The sequence below is a fragment of the Paeniglutamicibacter sp. genome, assembly GCF_046714615.1.
Classification (GTDB): domain Bacteria; phylum Actinomycetota; class Actinomycetes; order Actinomycetales; family Micrococcaceae; genus Paeniglutamicibacter.
On record NZ_JBKKAP010000151.1, the window covers coordinates 1 to 19445 of the forward strand.

The window sequence follows — 19445 nt, forward strand, 5'->3', positions numbered from 1 at the left end:
TACTGGCGCTGATCATCGTCCCCACCGTTTTTGGCCTGTTCGCCGGTGCCGGGCTGGGTATCGGGGACATGGTCCTGGAGTCCATGAAGTCCATGACGTCCACGGCGGCCCTCCTGATGTTCGCCATCATCTACTTCGGCCTGATGATCGACGTCGGGCTGTTCGACCCGCTGGTGAAGTTCATCCTTCGCAAGCTCGGCAATGACCCCGCCAAGGTGGTGCTCGGCACGGCCATCCTGGCGGCCGCGGTCTCCCTGGACGGCGACGGCTCCACCACCTTCATCCTCACCACCGCCGCCATGCTGCCGGTCTACCTTCGCCTGAAGATGAGCCCCGTGGTCCTCACCTGCGTGGCCGGCCTGGCCAACGGCACCATGAACATCCTGCCGTGGGGCGGCCCCACTGCCCGCGCCGCCACCGCGCTCCACCTGGACGTCAATGACGTATTTGCCCCGATGATCCCATCCCTGATTGCCGGCCTTGTTGTGGTCTTCGGCTTCGCCTGGCTGCTGGGCCTGCAGGAACGCAACCGCCTCCGCGCCACTGCGCCGGAAATCTGGGGAATGCCGCTTACGGCAGAGCAGTTCACTGCTGGAAAGTTCGACGGCGGCACTTCCGACGGCGGCACGGCCGCTTCCTCCGCCGGTACCGGCCGCAGTGGGTCACGTACCCCCGGAACTGGAAGTCCCGCCGTCGGCGGCTACTCTCCGGAAGGTTCGTCAGTAGCTGTCCTGGAACGCACCGAAACGCTGGTGGAAGAACAGGACGGAGGGCTGGCCGACACCGCCCTGGACCCCAACCGCTCCACGCTCCGCCCCAAGCTGGTCTGGTTCAACCTTGTCCTGACTGTCGCCGTGATGGTTATGCTCGTGGCCGACCTCGTGCCGCTGCCGTTCGTCTTTATGGTCGGTTCGGCCATCGCGCTGGTAGTGAACTTTCCCAACGTCAAGGAACAGGGCGCTCAGCTGGTGGCCCACTCATCGTCCATCGTGGCCGTGGTGAGCATGGTGATGGCGGCCGCAGTCCTGACCGGTGTCCTGACCGGCACCGGAATGGTGGAGGCCATGTCCGGGTGGCTGGTCCAGATCATCCCGACCGAAATGGGCCCGTTCCTGGCAGTCATCACCGGCGTCCTCAGCATCCCCATGACCTTCTTTATGAGCAACGACGCCTTCTACTTCGGCGTCCTGCCGGTGCTCAGCGAGACGGCCGCGCACTACGGAGTCAGCGCCGCCGAAATGGCGCGGGCCTCCATCACCGGACAGCCCTTCCACCTGCAGAGCCCGCTGGTCCCGGCCATCCTGCTGCTGGTTTCGCTGGCCAAAGTGGACCTCGGCGACCACCACAAGAAGGTCTTGTGGCGCACGGCTGTCATTTCCCTCGTAATGCTTGGTGTGGGAATGCTGACGGGAGCCATCGGTATCGGTTAGTCTGAAGCTGCCTGTGGCTGGCCCTCGTGGCCGGGACCGCGGCACTGACGTTTCCCCACTAGACTGGTTCGGAAAACAATTCGAACTTTGCAGGGGAGATCCATGGCTGCGATCAACCGTGACGACGTCGCGCACCTCGCGCGGCTCGCTCACATCGAAATGAGTGCTGAAGAGCTGGACAGGATGGCCGGCGAACTCGCCGTCATCGTTGATTCAGTGAAATCCGTGAGTGAAGCCGCCGGCGACGACGTCCCGGCAACCTCCCACCCGATCCCGCTGACGAACGTGTTCCGCGAGGACGTTGTGGGCCACACCTTCACGGCGGAGCAGTCCCTGAGCGGTGCCCCCGACGCATACGAAGGCCGTTTCAAGGTTCCGGCCATCCTGGATGAGGACTGACACATGACTGACACCAACGAACTCATCCGCCTCTCCGCGGCCTAGCTCGCCCAGAAGCTTGCTGCCGGGGAGGTCACCTCCGTCGAGGTCACCCAGGCCTACCTGGACCGCATCGCAGCAGTTGACGGCGGCCCCCGCGGCGTCCACGCCTTCCTGTACGTCAACACCGAGGAAGCGCTGGCCGTCGCCGCCGAAGTTGACGCCATCCGCGCCGCTGGCGGCGCCGCCGCCGCAGAGCTCCACGAGCTCGCCGGCGTGCCCATCGCCGTCAAGGACCTCATCGTCACGGTCGGCCAGCCCACCACGGCCGGCTCCAAGATTCTCGAAGGCTGGCACAGCCCGTACGACGCCACGGTCGTCAAACGCCTGCGGGACGCCAAGATGCCCATCCTGGGCAAAACCAACCTCGACGAGTTTGCCATGGGTTCCTCCACGGAGCACTCGGCCTACGGCCCCACCCGCAACCCGTGGGACCTGGACCGGATCCCGGGCGGTTCCGGCGGGGGCTCGGCAGCGGCCGTCGCCGCTTTCGAAGCACCCCTTGCACTCGGCACGGACACCGGCGGATCCATCCGCCAGCCCGGCGCCGTCACCGGCACCGTGGGCGTCAAGCCCACCTACGGCAGCGTTTCCCGCTACGGCGCCATCGCGATGGCCTCCTCGCTGGACCAGATCGGCCCCGTCTCCCGGACCGTGCTGGACTCGGCCCTCCTGCACCAGGTCATCGGCGGCCACGACCCCTATGACTCCACGTCCCTGCCGGACCCCCTCGAGGACCTCGTTGCCGCCGCACGGCTGGGCAACGTGGACGGCATGAAGATCGGCATCATCAAGGAACTCCACGGCGAGGGCTACCAGTCCGGTGTCGAGAACCGCTTCAACGAATCGCTGGAGCTGCTCAAGCAGGCCGGCGCGGAAATCATTGAGGTGTCCTGCCCCAACTTCAAGTACGCGCTCGGCGCCTACTACCTGATCATGCCCTCGGAGGCCTCCTCCAACCTGGCCAAGTTCGACGGCGTCCGCTATGGACTGCGCGTCCTGCCCAAGGATGCTCCGCTCACCATCGAACGCGTGATGGGTGCCACCCGCGCAGCAGGCTTCGGCGACGAGGTCAAGCGCCGCATCATCCTGGGCACCTACGCGCTGTCCGCCGGCTACTACGACGCCTACTACGGCTCGGCCCAGAAGGTCCGCACCCTGATCCAGCGTGACTTCGAGGCAGCCTTCGCCAAGGCGGACGTGCTGATTTCCCCGACGGCCCCCACCACGGCCTTCAAACTGGGCGAGAAGCTGAACGACCCCCTTGCCATGTACCTGAACGACGTCGCCACCATTCCGGCCAACATGGCCGGCGTTCCGGGCCTGTCCCTGCCCGGCGGCCTGGCGGACGAGGACGGCCTGCCCGTCGGCATCCAGCTGCTGGCCCCGGCCCGCCAGGACGCACGCCTGTACCGGGTGGGTGCTGTCCTTGAATCCCTGCTTGAGGCTCAATGGGGCGGACCGCTCCTGGCCCAGGCCCCGGCTCTGGCCACCTCGGTGGTCGAGCCTGTCGAGACCCTCGAAACCCAGGAGGCAAAATAATGAGCGTTGACGCAACCCTGAGCTTCGAAGAGGCCATGGAGAAGTACGATCCCGTCCTGGGCTTTGAGGTCCATGTGGAGCTCAACACCAAGACCAAGATGTTCTCCTCGGCGCCGAACGTCTTCGGCGACGAGCCCAACACGAACGTCAACGAGGTGGACCTCGGCATGCCGGGCGTGCTGCCCGTGGTGAACCGGACCGCGATCGAGTCCTCCATCAAGATCGGCCTCGCGCTGAACTGCAAGATCGCCGAAACCTGCCGCTTCGCCCGGAAGAACTACTTCTACCCGGACACCCCGAAGAACTTCCAGACCTCCCAGTACGACGAACCCATCGCGTACGACGGCTACCTGGACATCGAACTGTCTGACGGCACCGTTTTCCGTGTTGAAATCGAGCGCGCCCACATGGAAGAGGACGCCGGCAAGCTGACGCACATGGGCGGCTCAGCAGGCCGCATCCAGGGCGCCGACTACTCGCTGGTGGACTACAACCGTTCCGGCGTCCCGCTGGTGGAGATCGTCACCAAGCCGATCCAGGGTGCCGGCAGCCGTGCGCCTGAGCTGGCCAAGGCCTACGTCGCCGCGGTGCGTGAGATCGTCAAGAACCTCGGCGTCTCGGACGCGAAGATGGAGCGCGGCAACGTGCGCTGCGACGCCAACGTGTCGCTGCGCCCGCACGGCCGCGAACGCTTCGGCATCCGCTCGGAAACGAAGAACGTGAACTCGCTGCGCGCCGTCGAACACGCCGTCCGCTACGAGATCCAGCGCCACGCCGCCGTCCTGGACTCCGGCGAGCCTGTCATCCAGGAAACGCGCCACTGGCACGAGGACACCCGGTCGACGACGTCGGGCCGGGCCAAGTCCGACGCCGACGACTACCGCTACTTCCCCGAGCCTGACCTCGTGCCGATCGTCGCTTCCCGCGAATGGGTGGAGGAACTGCGCGCCACCCTGCCGGAGCCGCCGGCCGAGCGCCGCAAGCGCCTGCAGGCCGACTGGGGCTACTCGGATGCAGAGTTCCGTGACGTTGTGAATGCCGGTGTCACCGAGCAGATCGAGGAAACCATTGCCGCGGGCACGACCGCCGCGGTGGCGCGCAAGTGGTGGATGGGCGAGATCGCCCGCCTGGCCAAGAACGCCGACAAGGACGTTTCGGACATGGGCGTCACTTCGGCCACGATCGTCGAGTTGAACTCGCTGATCGAGGGCAAGAAGATCAACGACAAGATCGCCCGCCAGGTGCTCGAGTTCGTGGTCGCCGGCGAGGGAACCCCGTCGGAGATCGTCGAAAAGCGCTCGCTGGCCGTGGTGAACGACGATTCGGCACTTGGTGCCGCCATCGACGCCGCCATGGAGGCCATGCCCGACGTGGTCGCCAAGGTCAAGGGCGGCAAGCTGCAGGCCATTGGTGCGCTGATGGGCCCGGTCATGAAGGCCACCCGCGGACAGGCCGACGCGGGCCGTGTGCGCGAATTGGTGCTGGAGAAGCTGGGCATTGAGGGCTAGTTCCTCGCCGTAACGCATCGAGCCCCGGTTCCCCACCTTGTGTGGGGGACCGGGGCTCGACTTCGTTAGGGAACGGACTGGTTCATGGTTCGCACCGCTGTCGACCACGAGTCGGGGAGTGCCCGCCCGGGCGCTTCCGTGTTTGGCAAGCCAGGAAAACTAGAACAACGACGGGTTGCTGTTGAACTGCCGCCAGAAGTTGTTGCGTCGGGGCGTTTGCTCGGGATCCATAAATTTGGGCAGGATGACGGAAAAGAGCCCGTCGGTGTCCCGAACGACGTCGATCAGCCCCGTGTGCCTGGCATGGTGGTGCCCCGAACAGAACGGCCTCCCGTCATTGATCCTGGTTGTTCCGCCCTTGGCCCATTCGTCGTCATGGTCGATCTCGCAGTGCTCCGGTGGCACAGTGCACCCGGGGAAGATACACCCGCCGTAGATGGCGAGGATTGTCTTGCGCATGTAGTCGGGGAAGTAGCGCTGCTCAGTGCCCAGATCCAGGATCCGGCTTTCCCCGTTCATCGTGATGGGGATCGCGCCGCCAATGCACAGGGCATGCCTGAGTTCGGCCGGGGTGTATTTCTGTCCGTGCAGCGTGAGACCGGTTTGCGCCGCCCGGCCCTCGAGCTCGGCCAGCGTCGTGATGATGAATATTTCCGGTGAGGGAAGCCCCGTGGTCTTGGTTCCCTTGGGTGGTCTGCCGTTGGTCTTGAGCAGGTTCATCAAACCCTGAAGATGCCGCTGCGGTGGAGTGAGGCCGTCGGAGCCATATTCGGTGTTGTTCATGGCTTCGAGGATGTTGGTTTCGGAGGGCACCGGGTCCAAGGTGAGCTTGTTGGCTTCGGCGGGGTCGGTCAGCGGGAGGCCCGTTGACGGATCAACCAGGAAATCGGGGAAGTCCGGGAGCGAGGGCGCGGTGCCGGGTTGCGTGTCGTTTCCGTCCTCGGGGGTGGCAGCATCTGATTCGTTGGAATCGTTGGAATCGTTGGAATCGTTGGAATCGTTGGAAGTATTGGAGGCATCGGCATCGTTCCATCCGTTGCTTGCCTGCTGAAGCAATGCGTCGCGGTTCCCTGCCTTGGTGCGCGGGTTGTCCATTTGGGCAAAGAGTGCAAGCAGGGCCTCGGCGTCGGCCGCCCGGACGCGCAGCAGAAACTCGGCGATCCCGGCGTTTGTGCCGCGGTAGAACGCGCCGAGCTTGGCGCGCAGCACTTCCTCGGAAGGTTCCTTGACGCCCCCAGCGAGCGAGACCCCGATGGCGCTGAACAACTTGTTGGTGGTTCGGGGGTCTTCTTCCCGCACGGAGTCGGCCACGTTGGCCTCGAGCCGGGCGGCAAGCTCCTCGGAGTTCGGGTACTGCTTGATCTCCGGCTGCAACCGCTCAAGTTTCTTGGCGGCCTCGGCAAGCTGGTTGGGTGAGGCCTTGCCACCCGCGAGTGCTTCGGCCAGCAACGGGAATTGCGGGGGCTGCTCGATGCCGTGGACATCGGTGTGCGGGAAGAAGCGGGTGGCGGCCTGCACACGGTCCCGGGCCTCAATGAAGCCGATGCGAAAGGTGTGCTGCAGGAACTCGGCGGTGTCCTTGAATGTGGGCCGTCCCTTGGGAGGGGTGGCGGGGCCTTCGGGAAGAGCGATGTCGCCGTCGATGTAGGCTTCCGGGTTCGCCAGGCACTGGTTGATCCCGACCAAGGCGTCCTCGGGCAATTCGTGGACCAGGGTGCGCTGGGCCAGATCGGTGGCCGAGAGCTGGGCAAAGCCGATGGTGCGGTCGGCGCGCTCGACCACCTGGACGAAGTAGGCGGCATCCGCGGGCGAGGTCGTGTGCTTGGCGATGCGCGGCCCCAGCTCCTCAAGCCCCCGAACCAAAGCGGTGTAGGCGCGCAGCTCATCGACCGGGGTCGCGGGGTACCTCGGATCCTCGCGGTCTCCCGCGAGCAGGGCGATGGCTGCTGCTGTGGTCATGGTTCAAGCATGCGCCGCTGAATGCCGCTGCGGGGCGCGATGCGCGGGGATGTGGATAACTGCTGCAGGGGGCAGAAGCACCTGAATAGGGATATGCGGCCAATCTAGGAACGCCGAATATTCAACAGGGCAACGAGGACGGGAGGTAGACAGGTGTCCTGGCCACGGCACCCCGGCCGTCCTTCCCGTGGTAGGCACGGCAGAGGCCGATTCCGCGGTCGGAGAGCCGATTCCGGATTTGTCGAATGGAATCCGGGGTGAACCCTTCCCACTGCATGTGCATCAGCACGGTGTCGCCTCGTCGAGCCGCCCCGGCCCGCGCGACGGTGGTCGACTTCGAACGCACCATCCAGTCCAGGGTGTCGTGGGTCCACGTCCAGATCTTCATGTCCGCTCGTGAATAGGCGCAACGCACCCTGGAGTTGATCGCACCGTAGGGAGGGCGGCCGTAGTTGGTGCGGACACCGGTGCCGCGCAGCTCGCGGGCTCCCTGCGTGCAGGAAAGCCAGCGCAGGTCCACGTGATTGACCGAATGATTAATGACCCATTGCCCCTTGGCGCGGGCCAATGCAGCCAGGTCCACCCCGTAGCGATGTCTGAAGGAGACCAGGCAGTCTCCGGTGGGAGCGATCACCAGGCCGATGTTCGACTTGGCCGCGTAGTTGATCACGGCCTTGAACGAGGACAGGTTGCGCGGGCAATCGTCGTAGGTCAAGACTACGCGCGAGGTCTTGTTGGGCCCGCGGTTCTGGTGGGAGAGCGGAATGGACGGCAGCTTCGATTTTGAGGAGTTGACGGGTTTCTTGGCGGCCAGGTACCGGCCGCTGGCCCAGCCGGTGCGCGACTTGTGGGTGACCTTGTACCAGCCGTTGGAGGCGCGGGCATGGACCTTGACGCTCGTGCCCTTGGGCATGGTGAGGATGATCCTCTTGCGCGTGCTGTTCCCCGTGCGAAGATTCAAGTTGGCCTGGGTGGTCAGCCACGAGGCCAACTTGGCCGTCGCCACCGCCACGGGCCCGGAAGCGGCGGGCAGCATGGCCGCGGGTTGCGCAACCGTGATTGTGGCCGCTTGGTGCACCGTGGGCGGAGCCGCGGCGGCTCCGGTGGCAATGCTGGCGGCCGCCAGAATTCCGCAAGCCGTGCCGGAGATTGCCCTGAACAGGCCCGTAGACAGAACCATGACGCTTCCCCCCAAGTCCGACCAGCCCCAAGCAGGTCTCTTACCGGGTCATTCTCGTCCGCGGACACCACGTGGACAAGGGGTCGCCGTGCCCGGGAATTACCTGTTCCGGTGCCGATTTATCGTGGTCAGTGCCGCCGGGGGGACGGATTCAACACCTACGGCGGGTCAGAAGGGTTCGAAGATCGGGTCCGGACCCTTGACAGGCAAGCGTGGGCTTGCCTTAATGGTTGTTGTGGAAGAGCTGTTGAAGGCACTGGCGGACCCGACCAGGGCCGTGATCCTGGACGAGCTGGTGGAGCGCTCCGGGCAGACACTCTTTGAGATCTGCAACCGGCTGGCTTCGCGGCACGGGATCAATCCCAGCCGGCAGGCGATCTCGCAACACCTGCAGGTGCTCGAGGCGGCCGGGCTGGTGCACAGCGAGCGGTCCGGCAGATACAAATTCCATTACCTGGACACCTCGCCGCTGCAGCAGATCGCGGTGCGCTGGCCGGCGGCCGGGCAGGCCTACGCCGGCACCGAATCCGACACCATCACCACGCACACCAAGACCACGGACCCGGGCGCACCGCGCGCGGGCGCTTCGTCATCGTCGAAAGGGAAAAAGCCATGAGGATCAACCTTGCCAGCATCTTCGTCACCGACCAGGTTCAGGCGCTGGAGTTCTACACGACCACGCTGGGTTTCGAGAAGAAGACCGAGATCCCGATGGGGGACGTCTCCTGGCTGACAGTCGTCTCGCCCGAGGATCCCGACGGGGTGGAGCTGGTGCTGGAACCGGCCGGCCACCGGGCCGTGGGGCCGTTCCGCGATGCGCTGGTGGCCGACGGGATCCCGTTCACCTCGTTCGCGGTGGCCGACGTGCAGGCCGAGTACGACCGGCTGACAGGACTGGGCGTGGTGTTCACCCAGCCGCCGACCGCGATGGGGCCGGTGACCACCGCGGTGTTCGATGACACCTGCGGGAACCTGATCCAGATCGCGGCGATGAACGAGGGCGCGTGAACCCCACGCCCCGACCGGCCGCCGACGTGGGCGTCGATCCGGAATTGGTCGGTGCCTTGGTGCGCGCGCAATTCCCGGACCTGGCCCACCTGGAGCCGGGGTTCGCCGACGACGGCTGGGACAACGTCATCTACCGCTTGGGTCCCGACCTGGCGGTGCGCCTGCCGCGCCGGGACGTGGCCCATGCGCTGCTGCTCAACGAGATGCGCTGGCTGCCGTTTTTGGCGCCGCGGTTGCCGCTTCCGGTTCCGGTTCCGGTGCATCGCGGGAAGCCGGGGGAGGGCTACCCGTACCACTGGGTGATCGTGCCCTGGCTGGCCGGTGACAGCGCGGCTTCGGTGCCGGCGGAGGCGCGCGACGGCTATGCCGCGGTGCTGGCGGCGTTCTTCCGGGCGCTGCATGTGCCGGCCCCGGCCGATGCGCCGCGCAACCCGGTGCGCGGTGTGCCACTGCGGGATCGGGACCAGGCGGTGCGGGCGCGCTTCCAGGCAGTGGCCGCCCCGGAGCGCGTGGCGCTGCTGGCCATCTGGGAGCGGGGGCTTGCCGAGGCGGCGCACGTCGGTCCGCGCCTGTGGCTGCACGGGGATCCGCACCCGCACAACATGCTCGTTAATGACGACGCGTCCGACGCCGGCGCCGGTGCGGGGCACGCGGTGGCCCGACTCAGCGCGGTGATCGACTTCGGGGACCTGACCGCGGGGGACCCGGCCAGCGACCTGGCGGTTGCGTGGCTGCATTTCACGCCGCGGGGACGCACGGAATTCCGCGAGCGGCTGGCGGGCCACGGACTGTATTCGCCCGGGACCTGGGTCCGGGCCAGGGCGTGGGCGGCGAACTACGCGGCGCTGATGGCCGGATTGCCGGCCGGCGACCCGTTGCACGGCGTCGGAACCCACGGCATCGAGCAATTGCTGCAGGATTCATAGGCGCAGCCGTCGACTCCACGCATCGGTGCGGCCCGGCGTTGTCAGCCGGCGCTGAGTTCGGCCATGGCCTCGCCCATGGCCGCTGCCACCAGCTGCACGCTGCGCCGGTGCATGGACTCGGGCCGGGCCAGCAGGTCGATGCGCCGCCGGTTGGCGATGCCTTCGAGGGGACGGAGCACCACGGAGGTGCCCAGGGCGGATCCGGCGGTGTAGCGCGGGATGATGCCCAGCACGTCCCCGGAGGCAACCAGCGCGGCGACGGTGGCGTAGTCGTTGATGCGGTGGATGACCCGCGGCGCGTCGCCGGAGACCGCGCTGATGGCCTTGAGTACGTCGGCGGGGGAGTAGCCCTCGCGGCTGACGACCCAGCGCTCGCCGACCAGGTCCGCCGGGAGCAGCGTCTCCCTGGCCGCGAGCCGGTGGTGGGCGGGAATCGCGATGTCCAGCGGCTCATGCGCGAGCGCGGAAACGACCACCCTGTCAGCGGGCCAGGGCGGGGAGTAGTCCATGCGGTGGGCCAGCACCAGGTCGTAGCGGGCGGTCAGCGCCGGGAAATCCTGCTGGGCGACGTCCTCGTCGAAGAACTGCGGCACCGGGGCGCCGGGTGCGTCGAGCTTGGCCAGTAGCGGGCCGAAGAGCGCCTGGCCCACGGAGTGGAAGCCGGCGACGGACACCGGGGCGGCGGGGCTCTCCTGGAACTCGCCGATCGCCGCGCGCGCTGCCGCCAGCGAGGAGATCACCGAGGCCCCGGCGGCGGCCAGAACCTCGCCGGCCTCGGTGAGCACCAGGTTCCGCCCCTCCTTGCGGGTCAGCGGCACGTGGATGTTGCGCTGCAGCTGGGCAAGCTGCTGCGAGACCGCCGAAGGGGTGACATAGAGGGCGCTGGCCACGGCCTTGACCGAGCCGAGGTCCCCGAGTTCGCGCAGGATCTGCAACTGATGGACTTCCATGTAGTAAATCCTAAATCGTTGATTGAGAAACCTGTGTATCTTCTAAGGTATCCACCGCGGGTGCAAGATGCCAGACTGGAGTCGAATCGTCCATGAACGCGCTCGGACCGGCGCAAGTGAGGAAACACCGATGAAGGCACTGTACAAGTCCGGACCCCACGCCGGATTCGAGCTCGTGGACCGCCCCGAACCCGCAACCGGCTTCCACGACGTGAAGATCCGCGTGATGACGGCCGGCATCTGCGGCACCGACCTGCACATCCAGGCCTACGACGACGCAGCGAAGGCCATGATCAAGGCGCCGATGATCCCGGGCCACGAGTTCTACGGCGAGGTCGTGGAGGTCGGCTCCGACGTCCACACCGTAAAGGTCGGGGACCGGGTCTCCGGCGAGGGCCACGTGGTCTGCGGGATGTGCCGAAATTGCCGGGCGGGCCGACGCCAGATGTGCATCAACACCGTCTCGGTGGGCGTGCAGCGCGACGGCGCCTTCGCCGAATACGTCGTCATCCCCGAGGCCAACGTGTGGGTCCACCGGGATCCCTCGATCACCCCGGAACTCGGTGCGATTTTCGACCCGTTCGGAAACGCCGTGCACACCGCCCTGTCCTTCCCGCTGGTGGGCGAGGACGTGCTGATCACCGGTGCCGGACCCATCGGGCTGATGGCCGTCGCCGTCGCCCGCCACGCGGGGGCCCGCAAGATCGCCATCACCGACGTGTCGCCCGAGCGCCTGGAACTGGCCCGCGGCATGGGAGCGGACATCGCCATCGACGTGTCGGCGACCCGCATCAAGGATGCCCAGCGCGAGCTCGGCATGGTCGAGGGGTTCGACTTCGGCATGGAAATGTCCGGACACCCCACGGCCCTGCCGGAGATGATCGAGAACATGAACCACGGCGGGCACATCTCGATGCTGGGCCTGCCCTCCAGCTCCATCGACATCGACTGGGGCAAGGTCGTCACCCACATGCTCACGCTCAAGGGCATCTACGGCCGCGAGATGTTCGAGACCTGGTACGCCATGAGCGCCATGCTCACCTCCAACCCGGTGCTGCGCGAACGCATCTCCTCGGTGGTCACCGACTACCTGCCGGCCACGCAGTGGGAGGCCGGATTCGCCGCCGCCCGCTCCGGCCACGGCGGCAAGGTCGTCCTCGACTGGACCGTCTTCTAAAACCCCAAGCCTCTTCCACCTTCCGACGCGACTTCCAGGAGAAGCACATGTACACCACCATGAAAGACGAGCTGGCCGCCGAACTCGCACAGCTGCGCACCGACGGCCTGTTCAAGTCCGAACGCCACATCGACTCGGCCCAGTCCGCCCGCATCTCCGCCGGCGAGCTTGGCTCCAGCGCCAAGCAGGTCCTGAACTTCTGCGCCAACAACTACCTGGGCCTGGCAGACGATGAGCGCATCATCGCCGCCGCCAAGGACGCCATGGATTCCCGCGGCTTCGGCATGGCCTCGGTCCGCTTCATCTGCGGCACCCAGGACCTGCACCTCGAGCTCGAGGCCGCCGTCTCCAAGTTCCTGGGCACCGAGGACACCATCCTGTTCTCCAGCTGCTTCGACGCCAACGGGGGCGTCTTCGAGTCGCTCTTCGGCCCGCAGGACGCCATCATTTCCGATGCGCTGAACCACGCCTCGATCATCGACGGCATCCGCCTGTCCAAGGCCGCGCGCTTCCGCTATGCGAACCAGGACATGGCGGATCTGGAAACCCAGCTGCAGGCCGCCGCCGCGTTGAACGACGGGGCGGGTGCGCGCCGCACCATCATCGTCACCGACGGTGTCTTCTCCATGGACGGCTACCTCGCGCCGCTCGCGGCGATCTGCGACCTGGCGGACAAGTACGACGCCCTGGTCATGGTCGATGACTCGCACGCGGTGGGCTTCATGGGCGCCACCGGCGCCGGAACCCCCGAGCACGCGGGTGTCTCGGACCGCGTGGACATCTACACCGGCACCTTCGGCAAGGCCCTGGGCGGCGCCTCGGGCGGCTACGTCTCGGGCCGCGGCGAGATCGTGGCGATGCTGCGCCAGAAGGCGCGTCCCTACCTGTTCTCCAACTCGCTGGCCCCTGCCATCGTCGCGGCAACCTTGAAGGCGCTGGAACTGGTCGAGGGCTCGGGCGAGCTGCGCGAGAAGCTCTTCGCCAACGCGGCGCTCTTCCGCACCCGCATGACCGAGGAGGGCTTCGACCTGCTCGAGGGCGAGCACGCCATCATCCCGGTGATGTTCGGGGATGCGGTCAAGGCCGCCGAGGTCGCCGGCAAGATGCTTGACCACGGCGTCTTCGTGACTGCCTTCAGCTTCCCGGTGGTGCCCAAGGGAGCCGCGCGCATCCGCGTCCAGCTTTCGGCAGCACACTCGGCCGAGGATATCGAGGCCTGCGTGCAGGCATTTATCGCCAGCCGCTAGACGCAGCAAAAAGGATCGCCTGCACTCCCTTATTGAGGGAGTGCAGGCGATCCTACGTTAAGTAGGCGCAATCGAACCGCGAACACTATTAGATTGCCTAGCCCTTGCCGAGCGTCGATCCCGCCTTGGACTTGGCGGACTTGCTCGAAGAATCCGAGGCAAGTTTGGATCCGGCCTTGGACAGCGCGGCCTGTGACGGCTTAGACGACTTACCCATGTTTCACCGCCTCTCCGGGGTTTCCTGCCGCTGGTGCAGATATGGCACACCCTATGGGACGGCGCCGACGCTTTGCGGTTGGAAGCCCAGACCGATCAATTAGCCGATGGCGCGGTCAAACTGGATGTAGTCGAGGGAGACGTAATCCGGTGCCGTGAAATGCACGGTGAAGCGGTGGGTTCCGCGTTCAAGGTAGCGCTGGTCCCATTCCTGGCGTTCGAAGTTCCTGTTGTGGGTGGTGTTTTGGATGGCGACTGGTTCCTCCCGGGCAGTGCCCCAGTCCAGCGCGACAGTGCCGGCGGGTTCGACGTCGGAGGAAACGCGTCCGGAAATGGCGTAGCGGCCCGGAGTGGCGACGTCGACTTGGTAGGTCACCCATTCGCCGTCGCGGATGTACTGGAGGATGTTGGAGCCATCCAAGTTGCAGGCGTCGACGGTCTCGGTGGGGCGCAGGGTCCGCTCGAGGCACTTGTTCTCGTCGGTTTCGCCTTGGTTGTCGGCTCCACCGAGGAAGTCCTCGGCCTGGACACGGACGGTGTTGGTGCCGGGCTGCCGATCCCACAGCTTGAGGGATCCGCCATCTCGCCAGTAGTCGAGGGTCTCCACGTTGTCCGTCTGGATCATGGTGGCGCGGTAGTTGGTGACGAGGTTGTCCCAGCCGAGCGCGGTATCCTGACGGAGTGCGGCTTCGTCCGTGTTCCCCGCCGCCAGCGAGTTCCACATGGAGTTCACCCACACGCGGCTCTGGCCGGCCAGCTTTTCCAGGTAAGCGGGCTGGGCCTGGGCATCGGAGACGGAATCGAAGACGACCTCCACCGCCACGGGCTGCCGGCCTTCGAAGGCGAAGGCTTCCGCTGCGGTGGCGTCGTTCACGATGTGCATGTACTGGATCCGGTCGTCGCGGGCCATGAATTCCTCGGCGGCGTCGACGGATGGGCTGCCCTTGAAGATGCCGTGATCAACGGTCCCCGTCGCCTTGAGGACCGGCAGGATCTGTTCGCGGTAGTCCCAGCCCTTGTCCAGGTTCACCATGGCCCGGTTCTTCACCACGGCCATGGCCTCCTCGAGCGTTGGGACGGTGTGGCTGGTGACGGAGGCCTTCTTGCTGCCCAGGCCCTCGCGCAGGTGCAACTGCTTGATCTCGGCAAGGGTCATTTCGTCCACGCGGCCCTTGCCGTCCGTGGTGCGGTCCACAGTCGTGTCATGCATGAGGACTGGCACGCCGTCGCTGGTCAGGCGCACGTCGATCTCCACGATCTCGGCCCCGTCCTGAATGGCCAGGTCGATGGCTGTGAGGGAATTCTCCGGGGCCTCGCGCCACTGGCCGCGGTGGGCGGCCACCAGCAGCTTGGCGGACGGCGAATGGTTCGCGAGCTCTTCCTTGATTTGCTGGAAGGACAGGTTGGTGTCCGAACCCGCGCCGGGGGAAGGTGCGGCAAGAGCCGGTGCGGCAAGAGCCGGTGCGGCGAGGCCCAACCCGAGGGGAGCCAGCAAGAGGCAGGCGGTTGCGGTAAGTGTGCGGTGATTCATCGGAATCGCTCCTACTACGGTGCGGAGCGGAGAAAAGTCGTTCCCAGCCTAACTGCAGGTGACGGAGGCAATAGTCCTTTCGGCGCTCTGTTCATTTCCGGTTCACCCGATATTGGCCGCCCGGTTGAAGACCGCCTGCACACTGGGTAATGAACGCGCGTTCATTCGGGTGCATCCCACAAATCAGATGGTGCGGGGAAAAGTCTGCTCACGTATGATCGCGCGTTCATCCCAACTGTGGATACACCCATCGAGCCCAAGAAGCCGGAGCTACCCCATGAATGTCCGACCATTCACCAAACACCGCATCCTCACCACGGCGTCCGCCCTGGTCGCCGGATCGATCCTCCTGACTGCCTGCGCGCCGGGGTCCGACCCGGCCTCGGCCGGGGGAAGCAGCGACACCCTGGTGGTCTACAGCAACTCCGTCTCCGACGGGCGAGGCGACTGGCTGACGGCCCAGGCCGCCGAAGCCGGCTTCGACGTGGAGCTGGTCGACCTCGGCGGCGGCGATGTCATGAACCGGCTCAGCGCCGAGAAGAACAACCCGATCGCCGATGTGACCTTCGGGATGAACAACGTGTACTTCGAGAAGCTCAAGGCCCAGGACGTGCTCGAGCCCTACACCCCGGCCTGGTCCGGCGAGGTCGACGCCGCGATGGGCGATGAAGAGGGCAAGACATTCTGGCCGATCGTACGCGAGCCGATCATGCTGGTCTTCAACGAGGCAGCCTACGAGCCCGCCGATGCACCCAAGGATTGGACCGACCTCTGGACCAAGGACGAGTTCAAGGGCCGCTACGAGGTGCCCCTGGCTTCCACCGGCGCGACCACGCAGATGGTCTACTCCGGCATCCTGGACCGCTACGCCGATCCGAAGGGCGAGCTCGGCATCAGCCAGGAGGGCTGGGACCAGATGGCCGCGTACTTCGAACACGGAAACACCGCCGTCAAGGGCGAGGACCTCTACGCGCGGATGAAGGCCGGCACGATCGACGCCGGCCAGATGTGGCTCGCCGGCAAGAACAGTCGCGAGGCGGAGTACGGCCTCAAGACCCAGGCCGTCCAGCCGGAAATAGGCGTGCCGTTCTCCGTCCAGCACGTGGCGATGGTCAAGGGCACCGACCAAGCCGCAGCCGCGCAGGACTTCATCGACTGGTTCGGCAGCGCCAAGGTGCAGGCCGACTGGTCCAACGAGTTCTTCACCGCGCCGACCAACACCAAGGCCGTCGCGAACGCCGACCAGCAGGCCATCGCGCAGACCAACGCCTTCACCCCACAGGACATCGACTGGGCGCTGGTGGCCGAAAACATCGATGCCTGGGTCGAAAAGATCGAACTCGAGTACCGGAAGTAGGAATTCCCCACTCTCAGGTGCCCGTGGAAACCCGGACACCTGAGAGGACAGGACCACCGCCATGATCACATATGAGAACATCGACGTCGTTTTCGACGAATTCCACGCGCTTCCCGACTTCAACCTGAGAATCGAGGAAGGGGAGTTCTTCACCCTCCTCGGCCCCTCGGGCTGCGGCAAGTCCACCGCCCTGCGCACGTTGGCCGGGTTCATCGATCCCACCGCGGGAGAGGTCCACATCGACGGCAAGCGGGTCACCCACCTGCCCAGCCAGCGCCGCCAGATCGGCATGGTCTTCCAAAACTATGCGCTGTTCCCGACCATGACGGTCCGTGAGAACATCGGCTTCGGGCTGAAGGTTTCCGGAGTCTCCAAGGCCGAGACCATGCGGCGCGTGGACGAGATCGCGGCGGCGGTGGAACTGGACGGCAAACAATTGGGCAAGGGCGTGACGGAGCTGTCCGGCGGCCAGCAGCAGCGCGTCGCCATCGCCCGCGCCCTGGTGCTGCGCCCCAAGATCCTGCTGCTCGACGAGCCCCTGTCCAACCTGGATGCCAAGCTGCGCCACCAACTGCGTGGCCAGCTGAAGGAATTGCAGGAGCAGTTCGGCATCACCACCGTCTACGTCACCCACGACCAGGATGAGGCGCTGACCATGAGCACGCGGATCGCCGTGATGAACAAGGGCCGGATTGAGCAGGTGGGAACCCCGCAGGAGGTCTACATGCGTTCGGCCACCGAGTTCGTCTGCAACTTCATCGGCGACGTCAATCGGCTTGCCGCCGGAACCGTCGCCGCCCTCGCCGAGAACGCCCGCGGCGCCCGCGGAACGGGCGGGCTGGATGCCCGCGCTCCGTCGTACCTCCGTGTGGAGAAGGTGGGGCTGCACACCCCGGACGAAGTCTCGCGTGGGAACGGCGCGCGGCTCATGCTGCCGGGCACCGTGCTCTCGCGCCAGTACCACGGGGTCTACAGCAGCTACCGCGTCCAGCTGGCCGGACGCGACCAGGGAGTGGTCAAGGGGATGCTCCAAGAGACCGGGCACCCCGGCTTCGCGGCGGGCGACCCGGTGGTCGTGGGCATCGATCCGGCGGACGTGCTGCAGTACGAGGATGCGCGGGCCGAAACCGAACAGGCCGTGGCGGAACCGGCAGAGAGCGCGCCGATGGTCGCGGAGGGTTCCCGATGAGCACCTCGGTGCGCAAGATGTTGCGCTCCCCGCTGTTCATCGTGGTGGCAGTGGTGCTGTTGTGGTTCTCGGCCGCCTTCCTGGTGTGGCCGAACCTGCGGCTGCTGGGCGAGGTCTTCGTACCCGACGGCAAGCCGAGCTTCCGCGCCTTGGAGCGGCTGGGCTCCTCACAGCGGGCCATGGACTCGCTGCGCAACAGCTTCGGGCTGGCCGTGGTGCTTTCGGTGACGGTCAACCTGGTCGGCGTCTTCATCGTGCTGGCCACCCGGTACTTCGACATCAGGGGCGCCCGCTTCCTCTACCTGGGTTATGCGACCACGCTGATTTACGGCGGCATCGTCCAGGTGGCCGGCTACAAGATCATCTACGGCGAGCACGGCTTCGTGACGAACCTGCTTGCCGGCGCATTTCCGGAGATGGACCGTGCCTGGTTCACCGGCATGGCCGCCGTGGTGTTCGTGATGACGGTTGCCGGCACCGGCAACCACCTGCTGTTCATGACCAATGCGCTGGCGCGCGTTGACTTCCAGACCGTGGAGGCGGCCAAGATGATGGGCGCCTCCACGTGGCGGGTGCTGCTCACCATCGTGCTGCCGACCATCCGCCCCATGCTCTACGCCATCACCATCCTGACGTTCCTGGGTGGCCTCGGCGCGCTGGCCGCGCCCCAGGTCCTGGGCGGCACCGAATTCCAGACCATCACGCCGATGATCCTGACCTTCGCCAACTCCCCGTCCTCGCGCGACCTTGCCGCCACGCTTGCAATCGTGCTCGGGATCTCCACCATGGTCCTGCTGGGAATCCTGAATCGGATGGAGAAGGGCGGAACCTACTTCGCAGTGTCCAAGGTCCCGGCGGCGCTGAAAAAGCAGAGGATCGAAAACCGGTGGGCCAACGCCGCGGTACATGCAGCCGCCTACCTGCTGCTGGCCGTGTACGTGCTGCCTCCGCTGTTGATCGTGGTCTTCTCCTTCACCAGCGCCTCGGCGATCAGCTCCGGGACCCTGTCGTGGGGCAGCTTCACGCTGGCGAACTACGAACTGGTGTTCACCGACTACGAGGCCTTCTGGCCCTTCCTGGTCTCGATCGGCTACGGCGCCTTCGCCTCGATCACTGTGGTTGCCGGCATGCTGTTCGTGGCACGCCTGCTGCAGAAGTACCGCAACAGGGTGACCGCGTTCATCGAATTCGTGCTGCACATCCCGTGGATCCTGCCCTCGACGCTGATTGCCCTGGGGTTGGTCATCGCCTACGACCACGCCAGCTGGATCATGGGCAACATGGTGCTGACAGGGACGGTGGCGCTGCTGGGCATCACCTACGTGATCCTGAAGATCCCGTTCACCCTGCGCATGCTCAAGGCAGCATTCACCGGGGTCCCTGACCAGCTCGAGGAGGCGGCGGCGATCCTCGGGGCCGGCCCGCTGACCACCTTCCGCCTGGTGCTGCTGCCCGTGGTGGCGCCGACCGCGGCGGCCATCGCGGCGCTGAACTTCAACAGCCTGCTCGATGACTACGACACCGCGGTGTTTGTCTCGCACCCGCTCTACCAGCCGCTGGGCATTGTCATCAAGAACGCCACAGCGGAGGACACGCTTAACGACGGCACGGCGCTGACCTTCGTCTACACCGTGCTGCTCATGCTGATCACCGCGACCACCATGTGGCTGGTCTACGGCGGGCCCTCCACCGGGCGCCGCAGGAAAAAGGCGCATGCAGCACCACCGGCGGATACCCCAACTGAACCCGCCGCGATGCCCGCAAAGTTACGAAACCAGAGGAACTGA

General features: G+C 66.0%; 15 protein-coding genes and 1 pseudogene. 12 read left to right on the forward strand and 4 right to left on the reverse strand.

From position 1 onward, the window contains the following. The first annotated feature begins 2 nt into the window (after positions 1–2). The 4 genes and pseudogenes from ACLQ7E_RS18220 to gatB all read left to right on the forward strand — a co-directional run bounded on the left by ACLQ7E_RS18220 (position 3) and on the right by gatB (position 4918). A complete protein-coding gene (locus tag ACLQ7E_RS18220; RefSeq protein WP_411733993.1) occupies positions 3–1430 on the forward strand; it encodes a CitMHS family transporter in 1428 nt (475 codons plus the stop codon). A 102-nt stretch (positions 1431–1532) separates the two neighbouring features. Then, positions 1533–1829, forward strand: a complete 297-nt coding sequence (gene gatC / locus ACLQ7E_RS18225; protein WP_028272567.1) for an Asp-tRNA(Asn)/Glu-tRNA(Gln) amidotransferase subunit GatC — start codon at positions 1533–1535, stop codon at positions 1827–1829. A gap of 3 nt (positions 1830–1832) precedes the next feature. Then, positions 1833–3410 (forward strand): annotated as a pseudogene (gatA, locus tag ACLQ7E_RS18230) (Asp-tRNA(Asn)/Glu-tRNA(Gln) amidotransferase subunit GatA). Beyond that, positions 3410–4918 (forward strand): Asp-tRNA(Asn)/Glu-tRNA(Gln) amidotransferase subunit GatB, encoded by a 1509-nt coding sequence (gene gatB, locus ACLQ7E_RS18235; protein ID WP_411733994.1) that lies wholly within the window; start codon positions 3410–3412, stop codon positions 4916–4918. The pseudogene gatA and the gene gatB overlap by 1 nt, the downstream one beginning before the upstream one ends. Positions 4919–5077: 159 nt before the next feature. Here the strand turns inward: gatB and ACLQ7E_RS18240 are convergent, their stop codons facing one another. Both ACLQ7E_RS18240 and ACLQ7E_RS18245 read right to left on the reverse strand, forming a co-directional pair. After that, positions 5078–6877, reverse strand: a complete 1800-nt coding sequence (locus ACLQ7E_RS18240) for an HNH endonuclease signature motif containing protein (RefSeq protein WP_411733995.1) — start codon at positions 6875–6877, stop codon at positions 5078–5080. 121 nt (positions 6878–6998) lie between these two features. Beyond that, entirely contained in the window at positions 6999–8057 is a 1059-nt protein-coding gene (locus ACLQ7E_RS18245) for an SH3 domain-containing protein (RefSeq protein ID WP_411733996.1), read from the reverse strand. Positions 8058–8283: 226 nt separating this feature from the next. Between ACLQ7E_RS18245 and ACLQ7E_RS18250 the strand changes: the two genes are divergently transcribed. The 3 genes from ACLQ7E_RS18250 to ACLQ7E_RS18260 are packed head-to-tail and all read left to right on the forward strand — an operon-like array spanning position 8284 to position 9991. After that, a complete protein-coding gene (locus ACLQ7E_RS18250) occupies positions 8284–8673 on the forward strand; it encodes an ArsR/SmtB family transcription factor (protein WP_411733997.1) in 390 nt (129 codons plus the stop codon). Further along, positions 8670–9065: a VOC family protein gene (locus tag ACLQ7E_RS18255; RefSeq protein WP_411733998.1), complete on the forward strand. Its 396-nt coding sequence runs from the start codon at positions 8670–8672 to the stop codon at positions 9063–9065. Before ACLQ7E_RS18250 ends, ACLQ7E_RS18255 begins: the two co-directional genes overlap by 4 nt. After that, positions 9062–9991, forward strand: coding sequence for an aminoglycoside phosphotransferase family protein (locus ACLQ7E_RS18260; RefSeq protein WP_411733999.1), 930 nt, complete (start codon positions 9062–9064; stop codon positions 9989–9991). Before ACLQ7E_RS18255 ends, ACLQ7E_RS18260 begins: the two co-directional genes overlap by 4 nt. Positions 9992–10032: 41 nt before the next feature. Here ACLQ7E_RS18260 and ACLQ7E_RS18265 read toward each other — a convergent pair whose 3' ends face one another. Continuing rightward, positions 10033–10941 (reverse strand): LysR family transcriptional regulator, encoded by a 909-nt coding sequence (locus ACLQ7E_RS18265; RefSeq protein WP_411734000.1) that lies wholly within the window; start codon positions 10939–10941, stop codon positions 10033–10035. A gap of 130 nt (positions 10942–11071) precedes the next feature. Between ACLQ7E_RS18265 and tdh the strand changes: the two genes are divergently transcribed. Both tdh and ACLQ7E_RS18275 read left to right on the forward strand, forming a co-directional pair. Next, positions 11072–12118, forward strand: a complete 1047-nt coding sequence (gene tdh, locus ACLQ7E_RS18270) for an L-threonine 3-dehydrogenase (RefSeq protein WP_411734001.1) — start codon at positions 11072–11074, stop codon at positions 12116–12118. 47 nt (positions 12119–12165) lie between these two features. Continuing rightward, on the forward strand, positions 12166–13365 hold the full coding sequence (locus ACLQ7E_RS18275; protein ID WP_411734002.1) for a glycine C-acetyltransferase: 1200 nt from the start codon (positions 12166–12168) through the stop codon (positions 13363–13365). Positions 13366–13681: 316 nt separating this feature from the next. Here ACLQ7E_RS18275 and ACLQ7E_RS18280 read toward each other — a convergent pair whose 3' ends face one another. Then, positions 13682–15112: a glycerophosphodiester phosphodiesterase family protein gene (locus ACLQ7E_RS18280; RefSeq protein ID WP_411734003.1), complete on the reverse strand. Its 1431-nt coding sequence runs from the start codon at positions 15110–15112 to the stop codon at positions 13682–13684. 277 nt (positions 15113–15389) lie between these two features. Here ACLQ7E_RS18280 and ACLQ7E_RS18285 point away from each other — a divergent pair, with 277 nt between their 5' ends. The 3 genes from ACLQ7E_RS18285 to ACLQ7E_RS18295 all read left to right on the forward strand — a co-directional run bounded on the left by ACLQ7E_RS18285 (position 15390) and on the right by ACLQ7E_RS18295 (position 19445). Beyond that, positions 15390–16469 (forward strand): extracellular solute-binding protein, encoded by a 1080-nt coding sequence (locus ACLQ7E_RS18285; RefSeq protein WP_411734005.1) that lies wholly within the window; start codon positions 15390–15392, stop codon positions 16467–16469. Between the two features lie 61 nt (positions 16470–16530). Next, positions 16531–17658 carry an ABC transporter ATP-binding protein gene (locus tag ACLQ7E_RS18290; RefSeq protein ID WP_411734006.1) on the forward strand — a complete coding sequence of 376 codons (1128 nt, stop codon included), beginning with the start codon at positions 16531–16533 and terminating at the stop codon, positions 17656–17658. Beyond that, positions 17655–19445: an ABC transporter permease gene (locus ACLQ7E_RS18295; protein WP_411734007.1), complete on the forward strand. Its 1791-nt coding sequence runs from the start codon at positions 17655–17657 to the stop codon at positions 19443–19445. Before ACLQ7E_RS18290 ends, ACLQ7E_RS18295 begins: the two co-directional genes overlap by 4 nt.

Coding starts and splice junctions, on each gene's coding strand:
- tdh (WP_411734001.1), top strand. CDS start 11,072: ATGAAGGCACTGTACAAGTCCGGACCCCACGCCGGATTCGAGCTCGTG.
- ACLQ7E_RS18285 (WP_411734005.1), top strand. CDS start 15,390: ATGAATGTCCGACCATTCACCAAACACCGCATCCTCACCACGGCGTCC.
- ACLQ7E_RS18255 (WP_411733998.1), top strand. CDS start 8,670: ATGAGGATCAACCTTGCCAGCATCTTCGTCACCGACCAGGTTCAGGCG.
- ACLQ7E_RS18245 (WP_411733996.1), bottom strand. CDS start 8,057: ATGGTTCTGTCTACGGGCCTGTTCAGGGCAATCTCCGGCACGGCTTGC.
- ACLQ7E_RS18275 (WP_411734002.1), top strand. CDS start 12,166: ATGTACACCACCATGAAAGACGAGCTGGCCGCCGAACTCGCACAGCTG.
- gatC (WP_028272567.1), top strand. CDS start 1,533: ATGGCTGCGATCAACCGTGACGACGTCGCGCACCTCGCGCGGCTCGCT.
- ACLQ7E_RS18280 (WP_411734003.1), bottom strand. CDS start 15,112: ATGAATCACCGCACACTTACCGCAACCGCCTGCCTCTTGCTGGCTCCC.
- ACLQ7E_RS18240 (WP_411733995.1), bottom strand. CDS start 6,877: ATGACCACAGCAGCAGCCATCGCCCTGCTCGCGGGAGACCGCGAGGAT.
- ACLQ7E_RS18295 (WP_411734007.1), top strand. CDS start 17,655: ATGAGCACCTCGGTGCGCAAGATGTTGCGCTCCCCGCTGTTCATCGTG.
- gatB (WP_411733994.1), top strand. CDS start 3,410: ATGAGCGTTGACGCAACCCTGAGCTTCGAAGAGGCCATGGAGAAGTAC.
- ACLQ7E_RS18250 (WP_411733997.1), top strand. CDS start 8,284: ATGGTTGTTGTGGAAGAGCTGTTGAAGGCACTGGCGGACCCGACCAGG.
- ACLQ7E_RS18265 (WP_411734000.1), bottom strand. CDS start 10,941: ATGGAAGTCCATCAGTTGCAGATCCTGCGCGAACTCGGGGACCTCGGC.
- ACLQ7E_RS18290 (WP_411734006.1), top strand. CDS start 16,531: ATGATCACATATGAGAACATCGACGTCGTTTTCGACGAATTCCACGCG.